The organism is Streptomyces diversicolor (assembly GCF_057537855.1).
The window spans coordinates 17,138-43,374 of sequence record NZ_BAAJXA010000039.1 but is presented as its reverse complement, the minus strand read 5'-3'; the positions used below and the strand labels follow the sequence as shown (position 1 = coordinate 43,374).

Sequence of the window (26,237 nt, the reverse complement as noted above, 5' to 3'; positions counted from 1 at the left end):
CTGCTTCCAGGAGTTGCATTCAGCCATGAACGTCAATGAACTGACCGCCGTTGTCACCGGCGCCGCCTCGCAGCGGGGCATCGGCCGCGCCACCGCCCATGCTCTCGCCGCTGCCGGCTGGAACATCGCCGTGCTCGACCTCGACGAAGCCGCAGCCAAGGACACCGCAGCTGAGATCACGGACCGGCACCATGTACGCGCTGTCGGACTCGCCTGCGACGTGACCGACGAGGCCGCCGTCGCCACAGCCGTCGACACCCTCAACGCCGACGCACCCCCGATCGGGGCACTGGTCAACAACGCGGGCATCACCTCGCCCACCCCCTTCCTTCAAGTGGACGGCAGCGAGTGGGACCGCATCTTCGCCGTCAACGTCCGCGGGGCTTTCAACATCACCCGCCGGGTCGCCCCCGGGATGACCGAACGCGGCTTCGGCCGCATCGTTTTCCTGTCTTCCGTATCCGCCGAACGAGGCGGAGGCGTCTTCGGCGGCGTCGCCTACTCAGCGGCCAAGGCCGCCCAACTCGGCTTCGCCCGAGCGCTGGCACGCGAGGTCGGACCACACGGAGTCACGGTCAACAGTGTCGCCCCGGGCCTCATCGACACCGACATCACCGGGGGCGCCTTGGAAGGCGAACGCAAAGACACCCTGATCGCCGGCATCCCCGTCGGACGCAACGGTCGTGTCAGCGATGTCGCCGACCTGATCACATATCTGTGCCGCTCCGACTCCGGCTACATCACCGGAGCAACATACGACGTGAACGGCGGATCGCACATCCACTGACTTCCGCTGAACGGACAGAACCTGCCGGAGTCGTCCGGCAGGGAGGAGCGGACGCGAGGCGGCCCTCCGCAGCCCATATTCCACAACGGCCACGGATGCGTTCACCTGGCTCTCAGCCACAGCACGCATACTGCCTGAGAAGCCTTCCGCTTACCCCGCACCGCCGGCGCACGGTGTCACGGCTGGTGTGCGTTCAACGTGCCGACCCGCTCTCCTCCGCTCGGGCCGGCGCCGGTGAACCCGGCTCCCGGAACGGCTTCCAGCAGTTCCCGGGTGTACTCGTGCCGGGGCGAGCGGAGCACCTGCTCGGCCGGGCCCGTCTCGACCACGACGCCGCCCCGCATCACCGTGACGTCGTCGGCGATCAGACGTACGACCCCGAGGTCGTGGGTCACGAACACGTAGCTGAGTCCGAACTCGGCCTGCAGATCGACCAGCAGTTGCAGGATCTGAGCCTGGACCGACACATCGAGGGCGCTCACGGCCTCATCGAGCACGAGGATCCCTGGGTTGAGTGCCAGCGCCCGCGCAATCGCGACCCGCTGCCGCTGACCGCCGGAGAGTTCGCTGGGGAGCCGGTGCAGATGGCTCTCGTCCAGTGCCACCGCCCTGAGCAGCTCGACCACCCGGGCCGTCCGTTCCTGTTTTCCGGTCGCCAGCTTGAAGGCCCGCAGCGGCTCGGCGACGATCTTGCCGACCGTGAACCGCGGATCGAGCGAGGTGAACGGGTTCTGGAAGACGAACTGCAGGTCCCGGCGGATCTCCCGCAGTTGTCCGCGGCCCAGGCCGGTCAGTTCCCGGTTGCCGACGTGCACCGTGCCGCTGTCGGCGGCGGTGAACTGGACCAGGATGCTCGCCAGCGTCGACTTGCCCGCGCCGGACTCTCCGACGATGGCGTGCGTGGTGCCCTTGCGCACGACCAGGTCGGCGCCGTCCAGCGCCCGCAAGTGTCGCCGCCGGCCCCGGCCGCCGCGCAGGTGGTAGCTCTTGGTGAGGGCGCGCGCTCGCAGGATTGGCGAGCTGTCGGTGGGGACCGTCCGCGGGCCTGACGTCGGTTCGAGCCGGCCGGCCTGCCGCGCGGGGGCCGCGTCGAGCAACCGGCGGGTGTAGTCGTGGGTGGTGTTCTCCAGCACCTGGTGTACCGGGCCCTCCTCCACGATCCGGCCGTCCTGCATGACCAGGATCCGGTCCGAGCGGTCCAGTGCGACGCCGAGGTCGTGGGTGATCAGGAGGATGCCGATGCCGAGTTCCTCGCGCAGCCGCACCAGGTGGTCGAGGATCACTTTCTGCACGGTGACGTCGAGTGCGCTGGTCGGTTCGTCGGCCACGATGATCTTCGGCTTGCCCGCCAGCGCGATCGCGATGAGCGCGCGCTGCTTCATGCCGCCGCTGAGCTCGTGGGGGTACTGGTGGAAGACCCGCTCGGCGTCCCCCAGGCCCGCAGTGCGCAGGCTCTCCAGCGCGGCTTCCCGGTGCTCTGCCGCGGTGCGGGCCTCCGGCGCGTTGAACCGGACCGCCTCGATCACCTGCTGCCCGATCTTCTTGACCGGGTTGAGCGAGGTATTGGGGTCCTGGGGGACGAAGCCCACGTAGTTGCCCCGCACCCGGGCCATGCGCTGGTCGCTCCAGCCTGTGACATCGACACCGGAGTATGCGATCGAGCCGGCCCGGATCCGCGCGGCGGGCGGAAGCAGGCCGAGCGCGCCCTGGACCAGGGTGGTCTTGCCCGATCCGGACTCCCCCACGAGCGAGACGAACTCGCCCGGGTCCACGTGCAGATCCGTGCCGCGGACGGCCGGTGTCCACCGGCGGCGCCCCGTCCGGTAGTCGATCGCGAGGTCGGCGATCCGCAGCAGCGGGTCCTGCTTCCCCTCGGGCACGTCCGTCATCGTCGGTGTTCCTTCCGGTACGAGGTGCTGATGCGGTGGGTGGCGATGACGACGAGCGCGAGCGCCAGGCCGGGCATGATCGAGGGCCATGGGTGGGTCGCGACGTAGTCGCGGCCCTCGGCCACCAGCAGGCCCCACTCCGGCAGCGGCGGCGGTGCGCCGTAACCGAGGAACCCGAGCGAGGCGACCGCGAGCACGGCCGTTCCGACCTCAAGCGCGGCCAGCGCGATCACCGAGTTCAGCGAGTTGGGCACGACGTGCCGGAGCAGCACGGCCGTCCGGCCGCCCCCGAGGCCGTACGCCGCCTTGACGTAGTCCTGGTTCACGACCGTGAGCACCTCGGCTCTCATCACCCGCGCGAACGACGCGATGGAGGAGATGCCGACCGCCAGGGCGATGTTCTGCGTGGAGTAGCCCAGGACCGAGACCACCACCATCGCCAGCAGCAGGCTGGGGATCGCCAGGAACACATCGACCAGTCGCATGACGGCGGTGTCGACGATCCCTCCGCTGAAGCCGGCGATCAGCCCGACGACCGTGCCGATACCGAAGGCGATGAGGACGGCCAGCAGGGTCGCGGTCAGGGTGGTGTGCGCGCCGTACACGGTGCGGGCGAACAGGTCACGGCCCAGCCGGTCGGTGCCGAACCAGTGCTCCGCGCTCGGTGGTGCGAAGCTCGCGGCGCTGTCGCCGTCATAAGGGCTGTAGGAGGTGAACAGCCGAGGGGCGAGGGCCCAGCCGATCACGACCAGCACGGTGATCCACGAGGCCACCAGGACCGGCTGCTGCGCTAGTTCACCGAGGCGTCTGAGCGACGCGCGGCCGGAGCGGGGCCGGGCGGGCGGGGCGAGGGTGTCCAGTTCGACGGTCATCACATTCCTCCTCAGGCCGCCCGGGGCGAGCCGGCGGTGAGCGCAGCACGCAGTCGCGGATCCAGCAGCGGGTAGATCAGGTCGACGATCAGGTTGATCACCGCGAAGCTGGCCGCCACGAGCACGACGACCCCCTGCACCAGCGGGACGTCCAGCGTGTTGATCGCGGCCTGGGTCATCCGGCCGATGCCCTGACGGGCGAAGACGGTCTCGGTGATGACCGACCCGGCGATCAGGTTGCCGAAGGTGATGCCGGCGATGGTGAGCGCCGGCACAGTGGCGTTGCGGAAGACGTCACGGACGACGATGACGCCGCGGGTGGCCCCCTTCGCCCAGCTCGTCGTGACGTAGCCGGAGCGGAACTCGGTGGCGAAGCTGCGGACGAGGAGCTGCGCGATCGGCCCCGACACCGGGATGGCCAGAGTGATCACGGGCAGCACGAGGCTCTTCGCGCCGCGGTCGCCGAAGGCCGGGAACCAGCCCAGATGGAACGAGAAGACCTGCAGCATGAGAATGCCGGAGAGGAAGACCGGCACCGAGACCGCGCCCGACGGCAGCGCCTCGATCAGGTTGCGCACCCATGCCCGGCGGGTCGAGGTCGCGATGAGCGCGATCGCGAAGGCGATGAGCAGGGCCAGCAGCAGAGCGCCGGACGCGAGGACGAGGGTGCTCGGCAGCACGTCGAGGATGGTCGCGGTGACCGACCGGCCCGACTGCACGGAGTTGCCGAAGTCGCCGGTCAGCGCGTGTCCCAGGCGGAGGAGGTACTGCAGGAACACCGGTTTGTTGAAGCCGTAGCTCTCCGCCGCCTGCTCGCGGACCTCCGGTGTGACGGTGTTGAGCTCGGCGGGGTCGAAGAGCAGATCCACCGGGTTGGCCGGCAGGACGAACAGCAGCACGAAGGTCAGGGTGAACGCGGCCCAGGTCACGAACAGGGCCCGCCCGACCTTCAGCGCGAGGTAGCGCAGCACGAAGATCCTTCCATCAGGGCGTGCGAGTGGCCGCCGCGCCTCTCGGGGCGCGGCGGCCACGGGACGTCACTTCCCGTTGCCCTTCCAGGCGTTCACGAAGTGGTTGCGGGACTGGGCGTCGAAGATGATCCCGTGGACGTACTTCGCCTGGGCGATCACCTGCGAGGGGTTGTAAACCGGGTTCACCAGCGCGTACTTGTCCAGCAGGAGGTCTTGCGCCGCCTTGGTGTACTGCTTGCGCTCGGCCGGGTCCAGGGTAAGTTCCAGCCGGCCCAGGGTCTTGGTGACCTCGTCGACGTCGACGCCGGTCGAGTCCTCGCCCAGGTAGGAGCCGTTGCCGAGCAGCGGGCTGTACTGGAGGTTGAGGACCGCCGGGTCGTTGCGCGAGCGGTTGGCCGCGGTGATGTTCCAGTCGGTCTTCGCCTTGGCCACGTTGGCCGAGTAGTCCGGGATCGGGACGACGGTGAGCTGCAGGTCGACGCCGATCTTCTTCAGGTCCTGCTGGATCGACTCGTAGGCAGGCTTGTTCACCACCAGGTTGTTGATGCCCAGCAGCTTGACCACGAGCTTCTTGCCGCCCTTCACCCGGATCCCATCCGGGCCCCGCTTCCAGCCGGCCTTCTCCAGGAGCTGTCCTGCCTTCTCCGGGTCGTACGTCAGGACCGAGCCGCTGTAGTCCGCGTATCCGAACACCGACGGCCCGAGGACCGAGGTCGCCACCGAGTAGGAGTCGGTGAGCACCGTCTTCTTGAGCGCCTCCCGGTTCCAGCCGAGCTGGATCGCCTTGCGCACCGCGATGTCATTGGTCGGGAACAACCGGGAGTTGAAGTTGAAGAAGATGGAGGTGCCGGACACCGCCCGGTGGATGATCTCGAACCCCTGGTCGGCCAGTGACTTCTCGTCCGTGGTACCCACGTCGAGCGTGGCGTCGATCGCGCCGGAGGTCAGCGAGCCGGTCCGGACGCTGGCCTCCGGGATCGTGTTGAACACGATCTTGTTCAGGTACGCCTCGCCCTGATGCTTGAGCGCCGGCGGGGACCAGTTGTAGCCCTTGCGCTTCACCAGGACGGTACTGACCTGCGGCTTCCACGACCGGTACACGAACGGGCCGGTGCCGATCACCTTCTTCGGATCCGTCCGCTGCTCGACGCTCAGCTTCAGCGTGGAGAGCGACAGGAAGCCGGGCTGGGCGTTGGCGGTGAAGGACGAGGCCTGGAGGAAGCTCGCGAGGGGCTTCTCGAAGCGGATGACGGCGGTGTACTTGTCGGGGGTCCGGGTCTCGATGTAACCGGGCAGCAGGGTGGCGCCGTTGGGGAGGATGCCGAGCTTCTGGTCGCCGTGCACGTACTGATCGAAGTTGGCCTTGACCACCGCGGAGTCGAACGGCGTGCCGTCGCTGAAGGTGACATCCGTCCGCAGGTGGAACGTGAACTCGGTCAGGTCCTTGTTGTAGTCCCACGACTTCGCCAGCCATGGCGTGATCTCGCCGGTGTCCGGGTCCTGCCAGGTCAGCTTGTCGGTGATGTTGTTGCCGATGAGCGACTCGGCGTAGTTGGTGCCCCATTGCGGGTCCGGGCTGCGCTGGTAGTCGATCAGCGCGAACTGCAGGGTGCCGCCGCGGACGGGCTTGCCGTCGCCGGCAGCCTGGTTGCCGGAGCGGCCGCCGCGGGTGAGGGCGAAGGCGCTCACGGCGATGAGGAGGACGACGGCGACACCGGCGACCCAGGGCCACTTCTTCCGTCTGGGCGCGGCTCGTTCGATGGAACTGCCAAGGTCGGACATCATTTTCCTCGTGACGAATGGACGGGTGACAGCGGGCTCGGCGTGGGGTGGGGCGTTGGCTCACGAGCCCTGGAGGGGACGCCAGCCGAGCAGCGGCGCGACCTCCTGGGCGGTGGTGGCGAGCAGGCGTAGGTGCTCGTCGTACTCGGGGACACCAGGGACGAAACTGACGAGCAGATCGGTGACGTGGGCGAGGGACGGGTCGGCGGCGAGGGACTCGGCGACGGCCTCGGACGGCCCTAGCAGGGACCGGTCGCGCTCCAGGTACTCCTGCACGCCGAGCTCGGCGGCCTCACGGCGTTGGGCAGCCCATGACTGCCACCGGCGCACACCGGGTGTGACGGCGCGGATCGCACTGGCCCGGTCGGGATGGGGATAAACCGCGCGTGAGATCTGGACCCGCGGCTCGTGGCCCGCCCCGGCCGCGGCCTCGCGGTACGCGGCGACGATGTCGGCCTGCCGCCGGGCGGTCTGCCGGCCGGGCCAGTCGCCGGCCCGGGAGAGCTGCAGCCCGTCGCCGGCCTTCGCGGCGGCAACGGCCGCGTCGACGGCCCGCGTCGGCTCACCTGTGGTCGCCTGCCACAGCCGCCGCCGCACACCGGCACCCGGTGGGTGAAGCACCTCCCCGGCGCTGTTGACCGGTCGTCCTTCGAGGATCCCGTGCAGTCTCGCCACGCTCTCGTCGAAGAGCCCGTACCGGTCCTCGATGCTGCGGCCGAATGCCTCCCAGGCGGTCGGGAACGGACCTGAGCCGACACCGAGTTCGAGCCGCCCACCGCTGAGCTCGTCGAGCAGGGCCGCGTCCTCGGCGACGGTCAAAGGGTCCGCGAGCGGCAGGACGAGCACACCGGTGCCGAGCCGGATCCGGGTGGTGTGCTCGGCGATCGCGGCCAGCAGCACGAGCGGGGCGGAGACATGCTCGTTCCCCTGGCGGAAGTGGCGGTGGATGACCCAGCCCGAGTCGTACCCGAGTCGTTCGGCGGCCACGAACAGGTCGATGGCCTGGCGGTACGCCGCGGCAGGGGTGAGGTCCGAGTCGAGGTGGAGCAGGAAGCCGAGCCGGAAGGGCCGGCCGTCCGCCGCTCCGGCTCCCACCGCACCCGCCGTCTCGGTCACGGGCACCGGCCCCGTGGTCGCCATACTGGTCGATGCCTCGGTCGGGGACGTCATGGACGCCTTGCTCATGGTGCTCCTTCGGGAAGTCGGCGACCGCCGCCGGCCATGGGGGTGCGGCGCGTCGACGCGCCCGCGGCCGGTGTCGCCCCTGGGCGCGGTGAGATGTGGGGTGGTGTGGGCCTTCCGCCGGATCGCGGCAGAACGGATCACAACAGGTGCGTCCGCGGAGGCCGGTGGTCAGCCCACCGTCCGCTTCGACGCTGTCGTCAGGGGAGAAGTACCGCCGACCGGTCCGCTGGGACCAGGGCCGCGCCGGTACTCAAGACGGGGCGGACGATCGAAGACGGTCGTCCAGGGTGTGGATCACGCCACGCGGGTCGTCAACACCGCGCGCTGGAAACCCTGAGCAGGTCGACACAGCGCTCGCTGGTCAGCAAAGGGTCCAGGAGGCTCATGGGGACTGAGTCTGTGGCGGACCGGTATTCCTTGTCAAGCAGTGTCTTGAACCCCGAACACCCGTCCCTGACTGGGGTGTTGGGCCGGGAGAACGCGTTCGGCGGCCTCATGCGGATCACCTGTCCGCTCGGTGCTGATGGTGCGCGAGCGGCACCAGGGCAACGGCCGCGACAGCCGTGACCGAGCCCAGCAGGATCAGGAACCGCCAGTTCTCCAGCCACGCGGCGACCAGCGGCATGCCCGCACGAGCGAATGCCATGGGCACCGCGGTGACGGCCATGATGCTCGCGAACCGCGTGACCCCGAAGGTGCCGGCCACGACCGACGGCCGGGCGACCACGCTGATCCCGTAGCCGAGTCCGAAGGCCATGATGCACAGCACCGTGGGCAGGATGGACGCGCCGGCAGATGGCAGCAGGAGCAACCCGAGTGCCTGCGCGGCGAAGGAGAACATCGTCACGGGCAGCATGCCGAATCGCGCCGACAGCGGTGCCAGTGCCAGGCGCGAGGTGAGCTGCAGGACACCGACGGCGAGCGGCAGTGTCGAAGCCGTGTGCGCGCTGAAGCCGACGTTCTGGAAGTAGGTCACCATCATGACCAGGAAGCCGGACGTGGTGCCGGCCTGAGCGACGAATGAGACCAGCAGCAGCCAGAATCGCGCTGTCCTGATCGCGTCGCCCAGTTGGAACCCGGTGCGTTTGGTGATCCGGCTGTGGTGGGTGGCACGCCCCGGTACGGCCCACAGGTGCGCGGGGATGACGATGAGCGTCATGGCGATCGCCAGCACCTGGAGTGTGGTGCGCCACCCGAGCCCGCCCTGCAGCCACCCGATGAGCGGGTAGAAGAAGCTCGTCAGGAAGCCCGTGATCATGGTGATGGTCACGATGGCACCGTCGCGGCGGCCCTTCGGGGTGGCGACCACCACGACAGCGAACGCCGCATCGTACGTCGACACGCCAGACATCCGTAGCCCAGGGTCTGGGTGATCGCGAAGATGACCACCAGCCACTGGCCTTCCGACGTGCCGGGACGGAGAGCGTGCCGCTGGGCCTCAGGGGCCGTGCGCACGGTCATCTGGGCATCAGCATCTGAGCAGTTCCTTCCTTGGCATCAACCGTACGACGGCGGACCGTCACGTGCGGATCTGTGGGAGCCCGGGGCCGAGTCGCCCCGGGCCGCCCCGTGCGGACGTTCTGAGCCGCCCCGGCGGTGTCAGCCGCGCCGGACCGTTCCGTGCACGCCGTACTCGTCGATGACGGCGAGCTCGTCGTCGGTGAGCTCCGGGCCGTTCAGCGCCCCCAGGTTGTGGTCGAGCTGCTCCTTGGAGCTGGCGCCGATCAGCGCCGAGGTCACGGCGGGGTTGCGCAGCACCCACTGCAGGGCGAGCTGGGCCAGCGACTGGCTGCGGTCCTCGGCGAGCTTGTTCAGCTGCGCCGTGCGGTGCCGGTAGGTCTCGTCGATCTGGTCGGGCTTGAGGAAGTCACTGTTCTGGGCGCGGGCACCGTCCGGGATGGTCTCCAGGTACTTGTTGGTGAGCAGTCCCTGGGCCAGCGGCGAGTAGACGATGAGACCGAAGCCCTCCTTGACAGCCAGGTCGGCGAGGCCGTTCCGGTCGATGCTGCGGTCGTAGAGGGAGTAGCGCGGCTGGTGGATGAGCAGCGGCACGCCCTCGGCCCTGAGCAGCCGGGCGATGGCCTCGGCGCGGTCGGGCTGGTAGTTGGAGATGCCGACGTACAGGGCCTTGCCCGACCTGACGGCCGTGGCGAGCGCGCTCGCGGTCTCCTCCAGCGGCGTCGTCTCGTCTGGGGTGTGGTGGTAGAAGATGTCGATGTAGTCGGTGCCGAGGTCGCGCAGGCTCAGCTCCAGCGAGGTCAGCAGCGCCTTGCGGCTGCCGCCTCGGAGGTTCGGGTTGGGCCCGAAGACGCCGCCGGCCTTGCTGGACAGGATCAGCTCATGGCGGTAGGGCGCCAGCTCCCGGCGCAGCACCCGGCCGAAGGTCTGCTCGGCGGCGCGGTGCGGCGGGCCGTAGCGGTTGGCGTTGTCGATGTGGGTGATGCCCAGGTCGAACGCGTGCAGGATGATGTCGCGCTGGGTGTCGTAGGCGTAATCGGCGCCGAACTTCTGCCACAGGCCCAGGGAGAGGGCGGGAAGGTCGAGCCCGGATTGCCCGGTGCGGCGGTAGGGCAGGGAGTCGTAACGGTTGTCGGCCGCCTTGAAGACGTCCTCGTAGTTCGGGTACTGCTCGCTCATCAGGTGCTCTCTTGTCGGATTCGTCGGGGCTTGCGTGAAGGGGTGGGCGGGAAGTCAGCGGCGCAGCACGGCCGGCTGCAGCGAGGGGGTGTCGCGGCCGGTGTCGCGCTCCAGGAACTGGGTGCCGGGGTCGACGATCTCGTCGATGGCGTCCAGGATCTCGGGGCTCAACTCGACCGTGGCGGCCTTCAGGTAGGTCTCCAGGTGGGCCTGGGTGCGGGGCCCGATGATCACGCTGCTGACCGCCGGGTGGTTGAGTGCGAAGGCGACCGCCAGCTCGGTCAGCGTCAGGCCGTTGTCCTCGGCCAGCGTGGCGAGCGCGTCGGCGGCGGCGAGCTTGCGCTGGTTGCGCTTGAGTGAGATGTCGAAGCGGCCCGCGATCAGCTCGGCACGGGCCGACTGAGGCTGCTCGCCGCCGATGCGGTACTTGCCCGACAGCCAGCCGGCGGCCAGCGGGCCATAGGAGAGGACACCCTCGCCGTACTTCCGGACCGTCGGGAAGACTTCGCGCTCGACCCCGCGGACGAGCAGGGAGTACGGCGCCTGTTCGGTGTGCGGGGCGATGAGGCCGTGCTTCTCGGCCAGCCAGTGCGCTTCGACCTTCTGGTGAGCCGGGAAGACCGAGGTGCCGTAGTAGCGGATCTTGCCTTGCCGGATCAGGTCGTCGAGCGTTCGGATGGTCTCCAGCAGATCAGTGTGCTCGTCGGGCCGGTGTGCCTGGTAGAGGTCGATGTGGTCGGTGCCGAGGCGGCGCAGGCTGTTCTCGACGGCCTTGACGATCCACCGGCGGCTGTTGCCGGCGTGCTGGGGGTTGTCGCCGACCTGGCCGTGGAACTTGGTGGCCAGGAAGAGGTCGTCGCGGCGGTGCTTGATGGCCTTGCCGACGATCTCCTCGCTGGCGCCGTCGCCGTAGACGTCAGCGGTGTCGACGACGTTGATCCCCGCGTCGAGCGCGGCCCCGATGATCTCCAGGCTCTCCTTCTCCTGAGTCCAGCGGCCGAAGTTCATGGTGCCGAGGGCGAGCGGTGAGACGCGGACGCCGGTCCGGCCGAGGTAACGGGTCAAGCCGATGGTCATGGGTGTGGTGATTCCTCTCGGGGACGGTCAGAAGAGGCCGGTGGTCGGGGGCTCGGCGACGCCGAGCCGGAAGGCCCCGGCGACGGCGAGCTTCCAGTCACGGGGGTTGTGGTTGGCGATGACGCGGGCATTCCGCCAGTGGCGGTCGTAGCCCCACTCGCGGTTGGTGAGGGTGCCGCCGCCTACATCGAAGAGCAGCGGCGCGGCCGAGAGGGCCGCGTCGATGGCGATGACCGAGGCCTCCGCGACGGCGACCGCGGCGCGGGCACCGCCGCGGTGCGCTTCCTCGCCGTGCAGGCCGCGCACCGAGTCGAGTTCCTCCGCGGCGAGCAGGACGGCTGAGCGCGCCGCGCGGGCGTACGCCGATATCTCCCCGACGCGGCGCCGGATGTAGGGGTCGTCGACGCTCTTGTCGGCCGAACTGTGCTTGATGGGCCGGGCCTTCTCCCGCACCCACCACAGCGCGTCGTCGAGGACCCGGGCGGCGATGCCCGCCTCGATCGCCGCGAGGTGCAGCTGGGGATAGCTGCCCTGCCACGGGTTGTCCGCGACCGGTGAGTCCGCGGCGGCCAGGACCGCCTCGTCGTCGCCGGCCAGGACGTCGGTCAGGCGGGTGGTGCCGCTGGCGGTGAGCCGCTGACCGACCGCGTCGAAGTCGTCGAGGCGCTCGACGCCCTCGCGGTCGACGGGCACCGTGAACCGCAGGAGCGTACCCTCCGGAGTCTTCGCCGTCCCACCGAACCAGTCGGCGTACAGCCCGCCGGTGGAGTAGTACTTCTCGCCGTTCAGCACCCATTGATTGCCGTTGTGCACGGCGGTGGTGTTCACCGACCCACTGGCGCCTCCGCTCCGCTCGTTCGAGGTGCCGGCCAGGATGTGCCCGCGCCGGAGCCGACTCAGCGTCTCGTCGCGGTGCGGGGTGTCCGGCCGGGACGTCACGGCCCACGCGGTCATGAAGGTGGAGCGCAGCGCCTGGGCGACGTTCGAGTCGGCACGCGCGATCTCGATGACGACCTCCACGGCCTCCCGCAGGGAGCCTCCCGCGCCGCCCTCCTCGTGCGGCACCACAGCCAGGGCGACGCCCGCACGGGCCAGGGCACGCACGTCGTCGAAGGGGTGGTCGCGCGTTGCCTCGCGTTCCGCGGCGGAAGCGGCCAGCCGCGCGAGGATCGGCGCGATCGCGGTACGGATCCGGGCGACGGTCAGCGGCTCGGCGGGAGCCGACGGACTCCCCGGCACGGCGTCTGCGACATCCAGAGTCATGAGGGCCTTCCGAGTGGTATTCAAGTCGTTGATCGCGGTCGTCATCAGGCCGGACTCGCGGCGGGCCGCTGGCCGGCCGGCTGGAGTCCCGGCACTGGCAGGCCCAGCCGGTCGCGCAGCGTGCCCTCCGGGTACTCCCGGTGGAACAGGCCACGCTCCTTGAGGATCGGCACCACCCGGGTGGCGAAGCGTTCGAGGTCGACGCGTGTGTCGGCGAACATCACCGTGAAGCCGTCGGCGGCTCCTCGGCGCCACCACGACTCCAGGTCGTCGGCGATGTGCTCCGGCGAACCGACGACCAGCCGGTGGGTGCCGATGCCGGCGGTGTGGGCCACCAGCTCGCGCAGCGTGCGCGGGCCCTCGGCGAGTACGGCACGGGTGTTGTTGTACAGGCCGATCGAGAAGGCCTTGAGGTTCGGCTCGGCCGGCACGTCCTCCAGCCGGATGACGTCGTCGGGCCCGAAGGCGTCGGCCTGCAGGCCGAGCGACGACAGGACCACCGACACCAGGTACTCCACCGGGGGCAGCGTGGCGTTGAGTTCGTCGTGGCGGCGCTTGGCGTCCTCCTCGTCGGTGCCGACCAGCACGATGAGGCCGAGCGAGTACTTGATGCTGTCGGCGTCCCGGCCGTGTGCCCGCGCGCGTGCGCGGATGTCATCACGCGAGGCCTTGGCCTTGGCCACGGTGTGGCCGGCGGCGAACACGACGTCGGCGTACTGGGCGGCCAGTTCGAGGCCGGCCGGCGTCTCGCCCGCCTGGGAGATGACGGGGCGCACCTGCGGCGAGGTGGGCACCGGCAGGGGGCCGGCGACGTCGAAGAACTCGCCGTGGTGGTCGATGGCGTGGATGCGGCTCGGGTCGCCGAACTGCCCGGTGGACTTGTCGGCGACGATCGCGCCGGGCTCCCACGCCTCCCACAGCCGCGTGATGACCTCCAGGAACTCGTGCGCCCGGCGGTAACGGGCGTCGCGGTCGGGGTGGGCGGCCGTCCCGAAGTTCGCGGCGGCCGCTGGGTTGCCCGTGGTCACCACGTTGAGTGCGGCACGGCCCTTGCTGAGGTGGTCGAGGCTCTGGAGGCGCCGGGCCAGGCTGTAGGGCGTGCTGTAGGTCGTCGATACGGTCGGCAGCAGACCGATCCGTTCGGTGGCGCCGGCGATCACGGCCAGCAGGGTGAATCCGTCGAGGCCGCCCGAGGTCCCGGTCGCGATCTCGGGCCCGAGCGCGGGACTGTCGCCCTGGAACACGGCGTCGATGCCGGCCTCTTCGGCGATCTTTGCCAGGCGCACGTAGTGGCCGGCATCGAGGTAGGCGTGCGGGTCGGCTTCGGCCAGCCGCCAGGCGGCGCGGTAGTGGCCGGGCGACATCAGGGAGAAGTTGAGGTGGAACTGGTCGCTGCTCATGGAAGGCTCCGGATGGTTGGGCGGCGGAACGGGTGAACCGGGCGGCCCGGGACGGTGGTCAGCGGGAGGGCAGGTAGCGGCGTTCGAGGAGGTCGCGGAGCCTGTCGCGACCGCCCAGACTGGCAGCGCCGGCGAGCCGGGCCAGGACGCGTTCCGTCCACGCGCCGGTGAGCCCGTGGGCGCGGTTGTAGGCGGCCAGGCGCTCGTCGTACGCCGGCAGGTCGGCGTCGGCCCTGACGGCGTCGTAGGTCTCGCGGTGCAGGACGGCGGTCTGCGGGAGGCGGGGCTTGACGTCGGCGTCCTCGGTGGGGTCGGGGTGCCCGACCGCGAGCCCGAAGACGGCCACGCTGTGCGGCGGCAGGCCCAGTTCCTCGGCGAACTCCTCGGGGTGGTCACGGACCGCGCCCACGAAGACCGATCCCAGGCCGAGTGACTCCAACGCCACGACCGCGTTCTGGGCGGCCAGCGCGGTGTCGATGACGCCGAGCAGCGTGGCCTCCAGGTAGATCGTGGCACCGAGCGGCTTGCTGTCACGCTCCGCCAGGCGGTGGCTGCGGTCGAGGTCGGCCACCCAGACCAGGAACAGTGGCGCCTCGACGATGAACTCCTGTCGCGCCGCCAGGTCCGACAGCCGCCGCTTGCGCTCCGGGTCTGTCACCGCGATGACGCTCCATGCCTGCAGGTTCGAGGACGTCGACGCCGAGGACGCCGCGGCGACGACGGCCCGCAGTTGCTCTTCGGTGACGGGCGTCGGCAGGAACGCGCGCACCGAGCGGTGACGCAGCTGGTGCTCGATGACCGGTGAGGTCGCTCCGAGGACGAAGTCCGGGTCGCCGTAGCGGATACCAGCCGGGTTGATCGTTGAGGTGTCGGTGAGGCTCATCTGCGCGGGCTCTTTTCAGGGGGAAACGGGAACGGGTGACGTCGTGGCGCTCAGCGGGTGCCGTCGAGCGCTCGGAGCTTGGGCAGCAGCTCGTCGCCGACGCGGCTGATCTCCCGCTTGTAGGGCGTGTCCGACAGGACGAAGTGCGAGATGCCGAGCTCCCGGTAGCGCTGCAGCGCCTGCGCGACCTCGTCGGCCGAACCGACCAGCCAGGTGGTGCCCGCTCCGCCGCCGCCCACCGTGCCGGGCGTGGTGTAGAGGCAGGTGTCGAGCACCTCGCCACGTTCGGCGAGTTCGAACAGACGCCGCTGGCCCACCGCGGTCCTCCGGTTGCCGACGGCGGCCCAGCCGGGTCCGGTCTCACCCTTCCCGGTCTTCCTCGCCATCTCCTCGACCTTGGCCTCGGCGTCGCGCCACGCCTCCTCGGACGTGTCACGGACGAGTGTGGTGATGCGCAGGCCGAACTCCAGCGGCTTGTGCCTGCGCTCTACCTCGCCCTCCAGCTTCTTCAGCCGCTCGATGCGTTCGGCCAGGCCCTCCAGCGGCTCGCCCCAGAACAACTGCACGTCCGCCTCGGCGGCCGACACGCGCTCGGCGGGCTCGGACGCGCCGCCGAAGTAGAGGGTGGGGTGCCGGTCGGGATAGCCGTCGGGGCGCGGCAGCACGGTGGAGTTCTCGACGGCGAAGTGCTCGCCCTTGTAGGTGACGTTCTCCTCCGTCCACAGGCGCCGGACCAGCTGGACGAACTCGCGGGTGCGCTCGTAGCGGTTGGCCGGGTCGGTGGTGTAGTCGCCGTAGGCCGCGAGGTTGTCCAGGCCGCTGACGATGTTGACCAGCACCCGGCCGCCGCTCAGGTGGTCGAGGGTGGCGGCAGAGCTCGCGAAGTGCGCAGGCTGCCAATAGCCGGGCCGCACGGCGATCAGCGGCTTGAAGGTCGTGGTCCGGGCGGCCAGCGAGGCGCCCAGCGTGAAGGTGTCGGGGCGGCCCCAGCCGGTGCCCAGCAGCGCGCCCTCCCAGCCGTGGTCCTCGGCGGTGCGGGCCAGGTCGGCGGAGTAGCCGAGGGTGCCCCAGCCTTGGTCGCCGCTGGTGTCGTCGCCGCGGTGGCCGGGCTCGATCTGGTTGGGTATGTACCACAGGTAGCTCATGTCGGTGTCCTGTCTCGGGTGGCGTCTCAGGGAAGCCGGGGAACACTGTCGGTGATCGCGTCGAGCTGCGCGGTGCGCACTGCCCTGGTCTGTCCCTGCACCTGAAGGAACAGAGCGGAGCGGGCATGCAGCTGTGCGGTGTTGTCCGCGGGCAAGCCCCGGCCGGCGCGAGCCACCATGAGGGCGCGGCTGAGCGTTGTCAGGGCCTCACCGGCGCGGATCTTGAGGGAGAGCCGTTCCGCGAGCGAGGCATCGGGGTCACCGCCATCGAGCACCGCGTCCGCCAGCCCATACGCTCGGGCCCGCAGGCCCCGCAGATACGGGAGCCAGGCCTCGGCGACGCCGGTACCGTGCGGTTCGCCGGCGATCTCATCGAGGATGCGCCTGCCCAGCCCGAAGAACTGAGAGCCGGCGTTGCCGGCGGTGGAGACGTCACTGTGCTGCCATTCGGCCAGGGGCTTTACGGTAAGCACGTAGGCGTCCGGGACGACCGCGTCGAGGATGCGGACGCGCTCGGTGCGACTGCCGGACAGTGCCTGGAGTGCCAGCGGCGTCGCGCGGTAGTGCTCGTCGATCGGGACGAGGGCCAGGATGACCTGCTCGGACTCAGGGTCGACCGCGGCGAGGACAGCGGCCTCGTTGAGGCCCCAGCCGCTGAACCACGAGACCGTGCCGCTCACCGTCCATCCGTCGCGGGAGCGCCGCGCGGTCAGATTGCCGGTCGGGTAGCGGCGCACGTCGCTCAGTGCCGCACCGATCAGCAACTCACCGCGCAGCACCGGCTCGGCCAGGGGGTGGGATGCGCCCGCCGCGGAGTTCAGCGTGCCGGCGACGCGCGCGACGGTCGGGGCGTGCTGGGCCCAGATCAGCCACACATTGAGGTCGGCGTAGGCGAGCAACTCGTGCAGCCGGCGGTCGGCGTAGCGGTCCAGGCCGGCGCCGCCGAACTCCGGGGGCGCCAGGTGGTTGAGCAGACCCAGGCCGCGGAGGTCTTCGATCGTTTCCCGTGAGACGTGCTCGCGGTCGGTCCGAAGCGCCGCGGGTGCCAGCTTCTCCAGGGCGTACTTCTTCGTGCGGGCTACCAGTGGTCGCTCGTCGGCGGCGTCGACCGCTGCGGCGGCGGTCGTGGTTGGGGCGGTCGTGGCTGGGGTGTTTGTCTCCCCAACGGCTGCTTGGGCCGGCATCAGCCGCACCTCCAGAACTGTGACGTGGGTCCTCATGGGACGCGTGGGGGTCAGCCGCGTGCGCTGCGACGCCTCAGGCAGACGGCGTCAGCGAGAAGGCGCTGCGCAGTGTCGCGTCGGTGCTCGGGGCGAGGGCCGGCAGGACGTCCGCGATCAGGGCCAGCACCTCGTCCTTGCCGCCTGCGGCCACGAGCTCGACGCCGTCCAGCCCGTGCTCGGCCACGAGGGCCGGCACCGTGGCCGCCGCCGTCTCCGGCTCGGTCACGTCGACGCGGACGATGAGCGCGGCGCTCCGGCGCCGCCGGCCCGCTCGCGCCAGGGCGGCGGACAGATCGGCATCCGCCGTCGGCACCGACTTCCGGTCGACGACAACGACGTCGGCGTTGCGGGCGATGACGTCCCAGCCGAGGATGTCCACATCGTCGGCGACGAGCAGCGGACCGCCCTGGGGCGAGGCGGGGCCGTCCAGCGGCCCGGCCACCCGGTAGTAGTCACCCTCGAAGTCGAGCGGCTTGATGAGGGTCTGCTCGGCGAAGACCTCGCCGTCCTGGTCGCCGACGAGCGCCGCGGGCGGGAAGGACGTCCACAGGCCCTTGAGGATCTGGGCGTACTCGTCCCAGCGAGCCGACCGGTCGCTGCCCGGCTTCTGGGCGACCGGGTCGCTGACCTCGTCCCCGTCGCCGGCGCGCAGGGCGAGCGCCGCACGCCCACCGGTGGCCCGGTCGAACGAGTTCGAGCGGCGGGCGAGGTTCGTCGGCGCGTTGTGGCTCGTCGAAGCCTCCAGGATCCAGCCGAGATTCGACTGCGGAGCGGCATCCGTACCGGCCAGGTACGAGGCGATGACCGAGGCGTCCAGGGTCTGGCCCGGCGCGCCGTCGAGAACGCGGATCGCTGTGGCCCCGGCGTCCGTGGCGGCCTTTGTGATGTCGGCGGCGTCGGAGGGCGAGATGGTGGTGCCGACCACGAGGTCGACGATGACGATGCTCATCAGGTGTTCTCTCCTGCTCAGCGTGCGGTATCGAGCGTCTGCTCGGACACGTCGAACGCAATGGGGGCCGGCGGGATCGTGAAGCCGAGGTGACCGCGCAGCGTGTCCGCCTCGTATTCCTTGCGGAACAAGCCGCGGCTCTGGAGTTCGGGGATCACACCGTCGACGAAGTGGTCGAAGCCGGACGGCAGGACGTCGGGCATGACGTTGAAGCCGTCGGCGGCGCCGTAACGGAACCAGTGCTCGATGTCGTCGGCGATCTGCTCAGGTGTGCCGACGACGATGCGGTGGCCGTTGCTGCCGGAGAGCCGGCGAAGCAGTCGGCGCAGCGTCGGCTGCTCCTTCTCGATGATCGCGCGCACGATCTTGTAGAAACTCTGCGAGCCGCCGGCCTCGTCCGGGTCGGTCAACAGCTCCTGCGGAATCGGCTGGTCGAGGTCGAGGTCATCGAGCGAGAAGCCGAGCTGAGCCGCGAGCCGGGTACGGCCGTACGCCAGCGGCAGCAGGTCGTCGAGCAGCTCCCGGCGCTTGCGTGCCTCCTCCTCCGTGCTGCCTACGACCGTGGAAAGGCCCGGCAGAATCACGATGTCCTCCGGACGGCGCCCGAACTGAATGGTCCCGGCGCGGATCTCGTCGCGGAAGACCTTGGCGTCGTCGATGTCCTGGGAAGCGGAGAAGACGACCTCGCCGACCCGGGAGGCGAGCCGCTTGCCGTCGCTTGAGCCGCCGGCCTGCACCACCACAGGACGGCCCTGCGGCGAGGCGAACTCCTCGCGCCCGGCCCACTGGGCCACGACTCGCTCGGTGAAGTCGCCGGCCCGGCGGTAGCGCAGCGCGTGGTCGGGCTCCTCGTCACGGCCGAAGTTACGAGCTGCGGCGGAGCCGGCCGTGGTCACGACGTTCCAGCCGACCCGACCGCCGCTGATGTGGTCGAGGTCACCGATGCGGCGAGCCAGCTCGATCGGGTCGTTGTAACTGGAGGACAGGGTGCCGATGAGGCCGACGCGCTCGGTCTGGGCTGCGATGCGCGCCAGCACGGTCGAGGGCTCGAAGTTGTTGCCGGGACGGTGACGAATGATCGGCTCGATGACCGGGCCGTCAGCCAGGAAGACGGCGTCGAGTGCGGCCGCTTCGGCCTTCTTGGCGATCGATGTGTAGTGGTCGATCGAGTAGGCGGCGAGCGGGTCGCTGCCGGGCAGGCGCCAGGCGCCGCCGAAGACACCCGAGTTCAGGATGTTGACGTTGATGTGGAGCTGGTTGGCCATGCGGACCTCTCAGTTGTCGGCGGCCGCCGATGCGCGGCCCCTGTCATAGCCGTTGACTGGCTCGGCGCCGTTGATGACGTGGTCGCCGATCACGCGCGGCTTGTAGATGACGGGGTTGTGCGAGGCCAGCGTGCGGGCGTTGCGCCAGTGCCGATCCAGATGCGCCCGCTGGCGTACGGTGGAGGAACCGCCGGCGTGGAAGGCCAGGTTCGCTGCCTCCAGAACGATGTCGATGAGCGCGACCTGGGCAGCCGAGGTCTCGATGTAGGCCTGGGCGAAGGCCTCCGGGGTGTCGGCGGTCTCGGCGCTCTCCAATGCCTCGGACACCTTGCGCAGCACGGCGTCTGCGGTGAACCGGTGCGCATACAGGCGCCCCACCACTCCGAGTACGTCGGGGTCCTGCGTGGCCTTGTCGGACAGGGCGTGGAGACTGGTGCGGCTGCGCCCCCGCACCACGGCGGAGGTCTCGGCCACAAGGCTGCGGGCGATGCCCGTCAAGTTGGCCAGGTGCACCAGCTGCACGAAGGAGTTGAGCGAACGCAGGTCTTCCTTGTAGCGGCCCAGTTCGCCGTGGTCCGCGACCGGCACCCGGTCGAAGACCGTCGTGCCGCTGCCCGTCAGACGCTGCCCGATGCCGTCCCAGTCGTCGAGGTGGGCGACGCCAGGGTGCCGGGCGGGGACCACGGCGAACCAGCGGTTGCCCTCGTCGTCCGCGACCGCGACGCGGATGTAGTCGGCGTACAGCGACCCCGTCGAATAGAACTTCGTGCCCGAGACGAGATGCCGCCCATCGACGGACTCGACCTTCGTCGTGGTCGCGAAGGGCGCTCCGTCGAGTTCTGACTGCGCGTTGCCCAAGACGGCGCCCGCGGCCACCTTGCGCAGCCAATGGGCTGCGGTCTCCTGGTCTTCGGCGTGGCGCAGAATCTCGACCGTGGTGAAGTGACCACGCAAGATCTGCGGCACATTGGAGTCGGCTTCGCCTGCCTGTGCAAGCAGCTCGAACAGCGTCGGGAGGTCCACGCCGAAGCCGCCGAGCTCGACCGGCACCCGCAGTCGGCCGAAGCCGGCGTCCGTGAGGGCCCGGACAAGGTCGATGGGGTTGTCATGGCTGAGATCCCGCTCCCCTGCTCCTTCGGCAAACTCCGTGAAGACCGTGTCGAACGCGGCCCGCGCCTCCCGGAGGGAGGTTGCGGCAACAGTGGTGTTCATGATCCTCGATCGTTAGAGGTGGACGAGTTTCTGGCCGGCGGTCGCCGCCAGCAGCTTCTGCGTGTACGGCGACGACGGCCGGCTGAAGACGTCGTCGACGGACCCCTGCTCGACGATCTGCCCGTTCTGCATGACTGCCACGTGATCCGAGATCGCCCGCACGACCGCCAGATCATGCGAGATGAAGACGTAGGTCAGACCGCGCCCCTTCTGGAGGTTCTCCAGCAACTGAAGGATCTGCGCCGCGACCGAGACGTCGAGCGCCGAGATGGGCTCGTCGAGCACCAGGATCTTTGGCTCGACCACGAGCGCTCGGGCGATGGCGACGCGCTGGCGCTGGCCGCCCGAAAGCTCCGCCGGGTGCAGGTCGGCGAATGACGGCGGCAGCGCAGCCGCCTCAAGTGCCGCCACGATCCGGTCGCGGTTGGCCTTCTTTCGCTTCCAAGGCGGTTGCGGGGGCTGGAAGGCGCGCAGTGGCTCCTCAACGACATCGAACACGTCGAATCGCGGGTCGAAGGACGAGTACGGGTTCTGGTAGACGATCTGGATGTCCTGGCGCAGCGGCCGGTACCCGCGCCGGTCGAGCTGGGTGATGTCCTTGCCGAGCACGGACACGGAACCCGAGGTTGCTTCCGTGAGTCCCAGGAGCACGCGGGCCGTCGTCGACTTGCCGCTGCCGGATTCGCCGACGATCGAGAACGTCTCGCCATGGCGTACCTCGAACGACGTCCCGGCAACCGCGTCGATGTCGCCGTACGACTTGTGCAGGTCCGTGACGGTGATGACCGGCTCGCGCTTCTCGACCGCTGCGACATCGCGGACGGGCACCGTGATCCGTGACGGCACCGCCCCGACGAGCTGCTTGGTGTACGGGTGCCGCGGGGCGTCGAAGATCTGGTCGGGGGTGCCGACCTCCACGAGCCGACCGCGCTCCATGACGCCGATCTGGTCAGCACGGTCGGCGGCGACCCCGAGGTCATGGGTGACCAGAACGACAGCCGTCCGGCTGCGGCGACTCAGGTCACTGATGAGGTCGAGTACCTGCTTCTGGACGGTGGCGTCCAGGCCCGAGGTCGGCTCATCGGCGATGATCAGGTCGGGCTCGCCGGCGATCGCGGAGGCGATCAGTACGCGCTGCTTCATGCCGCCCGACAGCTCGTGCGGGTACTGGCGATACCGAAACTCGACATCACGGAAGCCGACGGTCTCCAACAGCTCATGGACCTTCTGCCGGCGCTGCGCGGCGTCGATGTCGCTGTGCAGCGACAGTGTGTCCTCGACCTGCTCGCCCACACGGCGCAGCGGGTCAAGCGAAACGGTCGGATCCTGCGGGATCAGGCTGATGGCACGGCCCCGCAAGGAGCGCCAGCCTTTCGGCGACAGCCCGGTCAGCACCTGGTCACGGAACGTGATCTTGCCGCCGGTGACATGCCCGTTCTCCGGCAGCAGCCCGAGGATGGCATGGCCGGTGGTGGTCTTGCCCGAACCCGACTCGCCGACGAGCGCCATCACCTCACCTGGGGCGATACTGAAGCTGACGTCATGCAGGGTCGGCTTGAGCCGCCGATTGACCCTGTAGGCGACGTTGAGGTCCTCGACCGCCAGCAGGGGCTCGACGCTCGTGCCATCGACGCTGCCGGGGGCGGATTCGTTGGTGAGGGTCATCGGAAGCTGCTCCTCTTGCTGAGGAAGTGCGCGATGTGGCTGGTGGCCAGAACCGCCACGATGATCACGACGGCTGGCCAGAGCGTGAGCCAGTTGGCAGTGGCGATGTAGTTACGGCCGTCGGTGACCAGGCGGCCCCACTCGGGCTGCGGCGGCTGGGCGCCCAGTCCGAGGAAGCTCAGCGAGGCGATCCACATGATGGCCACTCCGAACTGCAGCGTGATGAGTGAGACAGTCGGGGCGATCGAGTTCGGCAGCACGTGGCGCCGCAGGATCGCAGGCGAGGAGGTGCCGCTCGTCACCGCCGCCTCGACGTAGTTGCTGGCCTTGGCCTTGAGCACCTCGCCGCGAATCAGGCGGGCGAAGGTGGCCGAGGACGTCAGGCCGACCGCGACCGCGGCCTGGATGACGCCGAATCCGAGCACGACCACGATGACGATCGCGAACAGGAAACCGGGGATCGACAGCACGACGTCGATCCCTCGCATGATCAGGGCGTCCACCCACCGGCCGAACCACCCGGAGACGGCGCCGATGAGGGATCCGACGACGACGCCGATGGCAACAGCCAGGGCGGAGCCGGTCAGCGATGGGCGGGCGCCGTAGACGATGCGCGCGTACTCGTCGCGGCCGAGCTGATCGGTGCCGAACCAGTGTTCGGACGACGGGTGGAGGAACCGCGCCGTGGGCACGATGGTCAGCGGGTCGTGGCTGGTGAACAGGCTGGGGACGATCGCCCACAGCAGGATGATCGCCACAATCGCGACCGCCAGCACCAGGCTCCAGTGCCGGGAGAGCCACACCAGGCCGCTGACCACACGGGACTTACCATCGTTGCCGGGAGCCGGCTGTTCGAGCTCGGTGGCGACGTGGTCAGTGGTGTCGGCGATTGCGGTCATGGCTTTGTCACCTCAACTCGGGAGCGCTCGTTGGACAGTTCAGCCGCCTCGACAAGATCTCCGCCGAGTTCCTCGGCCGTCACAACCCGCCTGATGCGAGTGGCGCGCGTCGTCTTCTCATCCAGCGCGATACGCGGGTCGATGAAGGGGTAGACAATGTCGGTGATGAAGTTGACGGTCACGTAAATCGCCGTCGTCAGCAGCACGATGCCCTGCACGACCGGCAGATCCTGGGTGTTGACCGACGTCACGATCAGCTGTCCCAGGCCGGCGCGGGCATAGACGCTCTCGGTGACGACCGCGCCGGCGAGCAGTTCGCCGATCGTCAGGCCGAGCAGCGTCAGGATTGGCAACGCGGAGTTCCGCAGGATGTCCTTACGGAAGATGTAGCCCTCCCCCGCTCCCTTGGCGTGCATCACATGGACGAACGGCTGGCCCCGAGTCAGCCGGATCGAATTGCTCAGCACCTGGGCCAGTGACCCCGAGACCACCAGCCCCACCGTCGCCGCCGGTGCGATCAGCGCCGTGAAGGTGTGGTTGTCCACCGGCGGGATCCAGTGCAGGTCGAAGGCGAAGACATTCAGCACGATGATGCCGATGACGAAAATCGGCACCGAGGTGAAGAGCGCCGGCAGGAAGCTGAAGATGTCCTTCAGCCAGCCGAACCTCGCATAGTTGATCAGCAGTGCGACGATCGCCGCGAACACGAGCCCGATGACCAGGCCCAGGCCGGTCAGCTTCGCCGTCGAGGGAAGGTTGAGCGTCAGCAGGCTCCAGACCGTGCCGCCGTTGGTGATGGAGTAGCCAAGGTCGCCCGTGCAGAGGCCACCCAGCCCCCGGAAGTACTGCTCAATGAGCGGTCGATTCGATCCGTAGTATTCCAGGAGCGTCTGCGCTTGCTGCGGCGTCATGAGGGAGTCCGGAGCGTTGATCCGGTTTCTGATGGCATCGCCGGGCAGCACGCTCAGGAGAATGAAGGACAGGGTGTATGCCGCCCAGAGGACGACGAGCGCCTGTGCCAGTCTCTTGAGGATGTAGCGTCGCATCACTCTTCAACGGCCCCCTTCACTGGTCCCCGTCCGTCACTTGCTCAGCCAGGTGTCGTACAGCCAGGCGCGAGCCGTCGACTCGGTCCCGAAGCCGTGCACCGCGGACGACAGGCCGAAGACCTGCGTCTCGTCGTAGAGCGGGATGCTGTAGCCCTGCTGGTACAGGTATTCGCCGATCTCCTTGACGGCCGCCGCGCGCTTGGTCGGGTCGAAGATCTCGGCCTGGTTGCGCACCAGTTCGTTCAGCTTCGTGTCCGGGTTCTTCACGTCCTGGCCCAGACCGTTGGCGCGTGTGGTGTCGTAGTCGACGCGAAGGACGTTCGGGTCAGCCGTCGAGGTCTGGCCCTGGCTGAACGAGAACTTCTCGTTGCCTGTGCCGCCGGCCGCCCGGATCGACTGGTACTGGTCGAGTGAGACGCTGTGGATCGTCAGGTTGACGCCGACCTTCTTCCACTGCGACTGCAGCACCTCAAGCACCTGCTGGGAGACCTGGTAGAACGGCGCGACCCAGATGTCGAAGTGCAGTTGCTGACCGTTCTTGTAGCGGTAGCCGTCCGGGTTCGGCGTCCAGCCGGCGTTCTGCAGCAGCTGCTTGGCCTTGTCGGGGTCGTAAGCGAGATAGCTCGACAGGCCGGGGGCGTGCGGCGTGCCCTTGACGAGCGGGCCGATCGGGATGCCGTAGTTCGGCGACAGAACGGTCTGGTTGATCTCCTTGCGGTCGGTGGCCGCGTTGAGCGCGAGCCGCACCCGTTTGTCATCGGTGATGAGGCCGGGCTTGACCTGGACGGCAAGCGCGTTGGTCTCGCCCTGCACGGCGAACGACTCCAGCCGGCCGCCGAAGGAGCTGACGGTCTGTTCGTCAGTGGGCGACAGGTTGCGGACGATCTGCGCCTGGCCGGACTGCAGGGCGCCGATGCGGGTGCTCTCCTCCGGGACGTACTTGAAGTGGATCTCGTTCAGGTACGGCCGGCCTGTGTGGGCCGAGCCGGTCGGCCACGAGGTATAGCGCGGGTTCTGCTTGAGGATGACCTCGTTGACACCGTCGCCGCCAGCGTACCTGAACGGGCCGGTGCCGACCCAGTTCTGGATCTTGCTCTGCCCTGCCAGGTCCTGCTTGACGTACGACTCGGCGAGGATCGTGGAGGCGCGGTAGTTCGACAGCACCTGCAGGAAGCCGGCATCCGGCGTGTTCAGCTTGATCTGGAACGTCGTGTCGCTGATGACCTTGGTGCCGGCGTAGCCGTTCCAGAACGGGTCGGCCGGGATGCCCAGCTTCTTGTCGCCGAAGCCGTGCTGGTCGAAGTTGTCCTTGACCACCTGGGAGGTCAGCGCGGTGCCGTCGGTGAACTTGACATTCGGCTTGAGGTGGAAGGTGTAAGTCTTGTGGTCGGCGCTGACCGACCACGAGTGGGCGAGCCACGGCACCAGCTTGCCGGTCTTGGGATCCTGCCAGATGAGGCGCTCGCCGATGTTGTCGGTAACCTGGCTGACCGACCACAGCGAGTTGGTGGTCTGCCAGTTCTGGTACTGAACGGGGTCGTAGAACGTGAGCGTGCCGCCGGTCTGCGGCGAACCGCCACCCGAACCCGGGTTTGAGCTGCTGCCCGAGGAACCGCACGCCGACAGGAGCAGAGCGGAGGCGGTGGCAATGGCGCCGAGCGCAAACGCTGGGCGGCGCGGACGGGACGTGGTCATGGCCTGATCGGTCTTCCTTCTTGGGCCGCGCGAAGCTGCCCCCCGTGGGCGCGTCAGAGCGCACAACGGCGACGGACAGCAGGGCAGGGCAGCTGGAATAGGTGGCGCGCTTTACGGGGAGAGTCCGTGCCTGCCGATGGGCGCCTGAGAGCGAACAACGGCAGCGGGCAAGGCAGCAGGAACAGCTAGCGCGTTACGGGATGTTCGCGGCAGGGAAGCATCGTCGCTCATGCACCGGCACGCAAGGAGCCGGGCGACCCGAGAGGCGGGGCGAACGCAATGGACGGGCTAGCGGAATCCGGCGATCGACCGATGAGAACGGCCAGCGGGAAGAACCGTCAGCAGAAGCGACAGGCGCTGGTGGCGATCAGCATGTAATCAACCACCCG

Annotated in this window: 21 protein-coding genes; 1 reads left to right on the top strand and 20 read right to left on the bottom strand. The window is 69.2% G+C overall.

The genetic code is table 11. The features are described 5' to 3' along the window. The first annotated feature begins 25 nt into the window (after positions 1-25). The gene (locus tag AC27LF_RS34910; protein ID WP_479663477.1) at positions 26-787 is read left to right on the top strand and encodes an SDR family NAD(P)-dependent oxidoreductase; all 762 of its coding nucleotides are present in this window, start codon (positions 26-28) and stop codon (positions 785-787) included. A 176-nt stretch (positions 788-963) separates the two neighbouring features. Here the strand turns inward: AC27LF_RS34910 and AC27LF_RS34905 are convergent, their stop codons facing one another. The 20 genes from AC27LF_RS34905 to AC27LF_RS34810 all read right to left on the bottom strand — a co-directional run bounded on the left by AC27LF_RS34905 (position 964) and on the right by AC27LF_RS34810 (position 25,848). Then, a complete protein-coding gene (locus AC27LF_RS34905) occupies positions 964-2,676 on the bottom strand; it encodes a dipeptide ABC transporter ATP-binding protein (protein WP_479663476.1) in 1,713 nt (570 codons plus the stop codon). Next, positions 2,673-3,548, bottom strand: a complete 876-nt coding sequence (locus tag AC27LF_RS34900) for an ABC transporter permease (protein ID WP_479663475.1) — start codon at positions 3,546-3,548, stop codon at positions 2,673-2,675. The genes AC27LF_RS34905 and AC27LF_RS34900 overlap by 4 nt, the downstream gene beginning before the upstream one ends. A gap of 11 nt (positions 3,549-3,559) precedes the next feature. Continuing rightward, a complete protein-coding gene (locus AC27LF_RS34895) occupies positions 3,560-4,519 on the bottom strand; it encodes an ABC transporter permease (protein WP_479663474.1) in 960 nt (319 codons plus the stop codon). Positions 4,520-4,585: 66 nt separating this feature from the next. Then, complete coding sequence (locus AC27LF_RS34890; protein WP_479663473.1) at positions 4,586-6,301, bottom strand: ABC transporter substrate-binding protein; 1,716 nt, start codon at positions 6,299-6,301, stop codon at positions 4,586-4,588. Between the two features lie 60 nt (positions 6,302-6,361). Next, positions 6,362-7,486: an LLM class flavin-dependent oxidoreductase gene (locus tag AC27LF_RS34885; RefSeq protein WP_479663472.1), complete on the bottom strand. Its 1,125-nt coding sequence runs from the start codon at positions 7,484-7,486 to the stop codon at positions 6,362-6,364. Between the two features lie 502 nt (positions 7,487-7,988). Continuing rightward, the gene (locus AC27LF_RS34880; RefSeq protein WP_479663471.1) at positions 7,989-8,828 is read right to left on the bottom strand and encodes an MFS transporter; all 840 of its coding nucleotides are present in this window, start codon (positions 8,826-8,828) and stop codon (positions 7,989-7,991) included. A gap of 257 nt (positions 8,829-9,085) precedes the next feature. Further along, the gene (locus tag AC27LF_RS34875; RefSeq protein WP_479663470.1) at positions 9,086-10,123 is read right to left on the bottom strand and encodes an aldo/keto reductase; all 1,038 of its coding nucleotides are present in this window, start codon (positions 10,121-10,123) and stop codon (positions 9,086-9,088) included. Positions 10,124-10,177: 54 nt separating this feature from the next. Beyond that, entirely contained in the window at positions 10,178-11,200 is a 1,023-nt protein-coding gene (locus AC27LF_RS34870) for an aldo/keto reductase (protein WP_479663469.1), read from the bottom strand. Positions 11,201-11,227: 27 nt separating this feature from the next. Continuing rightward, positions 11,228-12,463, bottom strand: coding sequence for an acyl-CoA dehydrogenase family protein (locus AC27LF_RS34865; protein WP_479663468.1), 1,236 nt, complete (start codon positions 12,461-12,463; stop codon positions 11,228-11,230). A gap of 44 nt (positions 12,464-12,507) precedes the next feature. Continuing rightward, positions 12,508-13,863, bottom strand: a complete 1,356-nt coding sequence (locus AC27LF_RS34860; protein ID WP_479663467.1) for an NtaA/DmoA family FMN-dependent monooxygenase — start codon at positions 13,861-13,863, stop codon at positions 12,508-12,510. Between the two features lie 58 nt (positions 13,864-13,921). After that, entirely contained in the window at positions 13,922-14,746 is an 825-nt protein-coding gene (locus AC27LF_RS34855; protein WP_479663466.1) for an NADPH-dependent oxidoreductase, read from the bottom strand. Positions 14,747-14,796: 50 nt separating this feature from the next. Continuing rightward, a complete protein-coding gene (locus AC27LF_RS34850; RefSeq protein WP_479663465.1) occupies positions 14,797-15,891 on the bottom strand; it encodes an LLM class flavin-dependent oxidoreductase in 1,095 nt (364 codons plus the stop codon). A gap of 26 nt (positions 15,892-15,917) precedes the next feature. Then, complete coding sequence (locus tag AC27LF_RS34845) at positions 15,918-17,075, bottom strand: acyl-CoA dehydrogenase family protein (RefSeq protein ID WP_479663464.1); 1,158 nt, start codon at positions 17,073-17,075, stop codon at positions 15,918-15,920. A 73-nt stretch (positions 17,076-17,148) separates the two neighbouring features. After that, positions 17,149-18,063 carry an LLM class oxidoreductase gene (locus AC27LF_RS34840; RefSeq protein WP_479663463.1) on the bottom strand — a complete coding sequence of 305 codons (915 nt, stop codon included), beginning with the start codon at positions 18,061-18,063 and terminating at the stop codon, positions 17,149-17,151. A gap of 17 nt (positions 18,064-18,080) precedes the next feature. Continuing rightward, complete coding sequence (locus AC27LF_RS34835) at positions 18,081-19,328, bottom strand: LLM class flavin-dependent oxidoreductase (RefSeq protein WP_479663462.1); 1,248 nt, start codon at positions 19,326-19,328, stop codon at positions 18,081-18,083. A 9-nt stretch (positions 19,329-19,337) separates the two neighbouring features. After that, positions 19,338-20,540: an acyl-CoA dehydrogenase family protein gene (locus AC27LF_RS34830; RefSeq protein WP_479663461.1), complete on the bottom strand. Its 1,203-nt coding sequence runs from the start codon at positions 20,538-20,540 to the stop codon at positions 19,338-19,340. A gap of 12 nt (positions 20,541-20,552) precedes the next feature. Continuing rightward, positions 20,553-22,205: a dipeptide ABC transporter ATP-binding protein gene (locus AC27LF_RS34825; RefSeq protein WP_479663460.1), complete on the bottom strand. Its 1,653-nt coding sequence runs from the start codon at positions 22,203-22,205 to the stop codon at positions 20,553-20,555. Continuing rightward, entirely contained in the window at positions 22,202-23,104 is a 903-nt protein-coding gene (locus AC27LF_RS34820) for an ABC transporter permease (RefSeq protein ID WP_479663459.1), read from the bottom strand. Before AC27LF_RS34820 ends, AC27LF_RS34825 begins: the two co-directional genes overlap by 4 nt. Next, positions 23,101-24,150, bottom strand: a complete 1,050-nt coding sequence (locus AC27LF_RS34815) for an ABC transporter permease (RefSeq protein ID WP_479663458.1) — start codon at positions 24,148-24,150, stop codon at positions 23,101-23,103. The genes AC27LF_RS34820 and AC27LF_RS34815 overlap by 4 nt, the downstream gene beginning before the upstream one ends. 36 nt (positions 24,151-24,186) lie before the next feature. Then, entirely contained in the window at positions 24,187-25,848 is a 1,662-nt protein-coding gene (locus AC27LF_RS34810) for an ABC transporter substrate-binding protein (protein ID WP_479663457.1), read from the bottom strand. Between the last annotated feature and the right edge of the window lie 389 nt (positions 25,849-26,237).

Excerpts from the sequence above, each read along its gene's own strand:
- AC27LF_RS34910 (WP_479663477.1), top strand. The coding sequence starts at position 26 with ATGAACGTCAATGAACTGACCGCCGTTGTCACCGGCGCCGCCTCGCAG.
- AC27LF_RS34905 (WP_479663476.1), bottom strand. The coding sequence starts at position 2,676 with ATGACGGACGTGCCCGAGGGGAAGCAGGACCCGCTGCTGCGGATCGCC.
- AC27LF_RS34900 (WP_479663475.1), bottom strand. The coding sequence starts at position 3,548 with ATGACCGTCGAACTGGACACCCTCGCCCCGCCCGCCCGGCCCCGCTCC.
- AC27LF_RS34890 (WP_479663473.1), bottom strand. The coding sequence starts at position 6,301 with ATGTCCGACCTTGGCAGTTCCATCGAACGAGCCGCGCCCAGACGGAAG.
- AC27LF_RS34885 (WP_479663472.1), bottom strand. The coding sequence starts at position 7,486 with ATGAGCAAGGCGTCCATGACGTCCCCGACCGAGGCATCGACCAGTATG.
- AC27LF_RS34875 (WP_479663470.1), bottom strand. The coding sequence starts at position 10,123 with ATGAGCGAGCAGTACCCGAACTACGAGGACGTCTTCAAGGCGGCCGAC.
- AC27LF_RS34870 (WP_479663469.1), bottom strand. The coding sequence starts at position 11,200 with ATGACCATCGGCTTGACCCGTTACCTCGGCCGGACCGGCGTCCGCGTC.
- AC27LF_RS34865 (WP_479663468.1), bottom strand. The coding sequence starts at position 12,463 with ATGACTCTGGATGTCGCAGACGCCGTGCCGGGGAGTCCGTCGGCTCCC.
- AC27LF_RS34860 (WP_479663467.1), bottom strand. The coding sequence starts at position 13,863 with ATGAGCAGCGACCAGTTCCACCTCAACTTCTCCCTGATGTCGCCCGGC.
- AC27LF_RS34855 (WP_479663466.1), bottom strand. The coding sequence starts at position 14,746 with ATGAGCCTCACCGACACCTCAACGATCAACCCGGCTGGTATCCGCTAC.
- AC27LF_RS34850 (WP_479663465.1), bottom strand. The coding sequence starts at position 15,891 with ATGAGCTACCTGTGGTACATACCCAACCAGATCGAGCCCGGCCACCGC.
- AC27LF_RS34845 (WP_479663464.1), bottom strand. The coding sequence starts at position 17,075 with ATGCCGGCCCAAGCAGCCGTTGGGGAGACAAACACCCCAGCCACGACC.
- AC27LF_RS34840 (WP_479663463.1), bottom strand. The coding sequence starts at position 18,063 with ATGAGCATCGTCATCGTCGACCTCGTGGTCGGCACCACCATCTCGCCC.
- AC27LF_RS34835 (WP_479663462.1), bottom strand. The coding sequence starts at position 19,328 with ATGGCCAACCAGCTCCACATCAACGTCAACATCCTGAACTCGGGTGTC.
- AC27LF_RS34830 (WP_479663461.1), bottom strand. The coding sequence starts at position 20,540 with ATGAACACCACTGTTGCCGCAACCTCCCTCCGGGAGGCGCGGGCCGCG.
- AC27LF_RS34825 (WP_479663460.1), bottom strand. The coding sequence starts at position 22,205 with ATGACCCTCACCAACGAATCCGCCCCCGGCAGCGTCGATGGCACGAGC.
- AC27LF_RS34820 (WP_479663459.1), bottom strand. The coding sequence starts at position 23,104 with ATGACCGCAATCGCCGACACCACTGACCACGTCGCCACCGAGCTCGAA.
- AC27LF_RS34815 (WP_479663458.1), bottom strand. The coding sequence starts at position 24,150 with ATGCGACGCTACATCCTCAAGAGACTGGCACAGGCGCTCGTCGTCCTC.
- AC27LF_RS34810 (WP_479663457.1), bottom strand. The coding sequence starts at position 25,848 with ATGACCACGTCCCGTCCGCGCCGCCCAGCGTTTGCGCTCGGCGCCATT.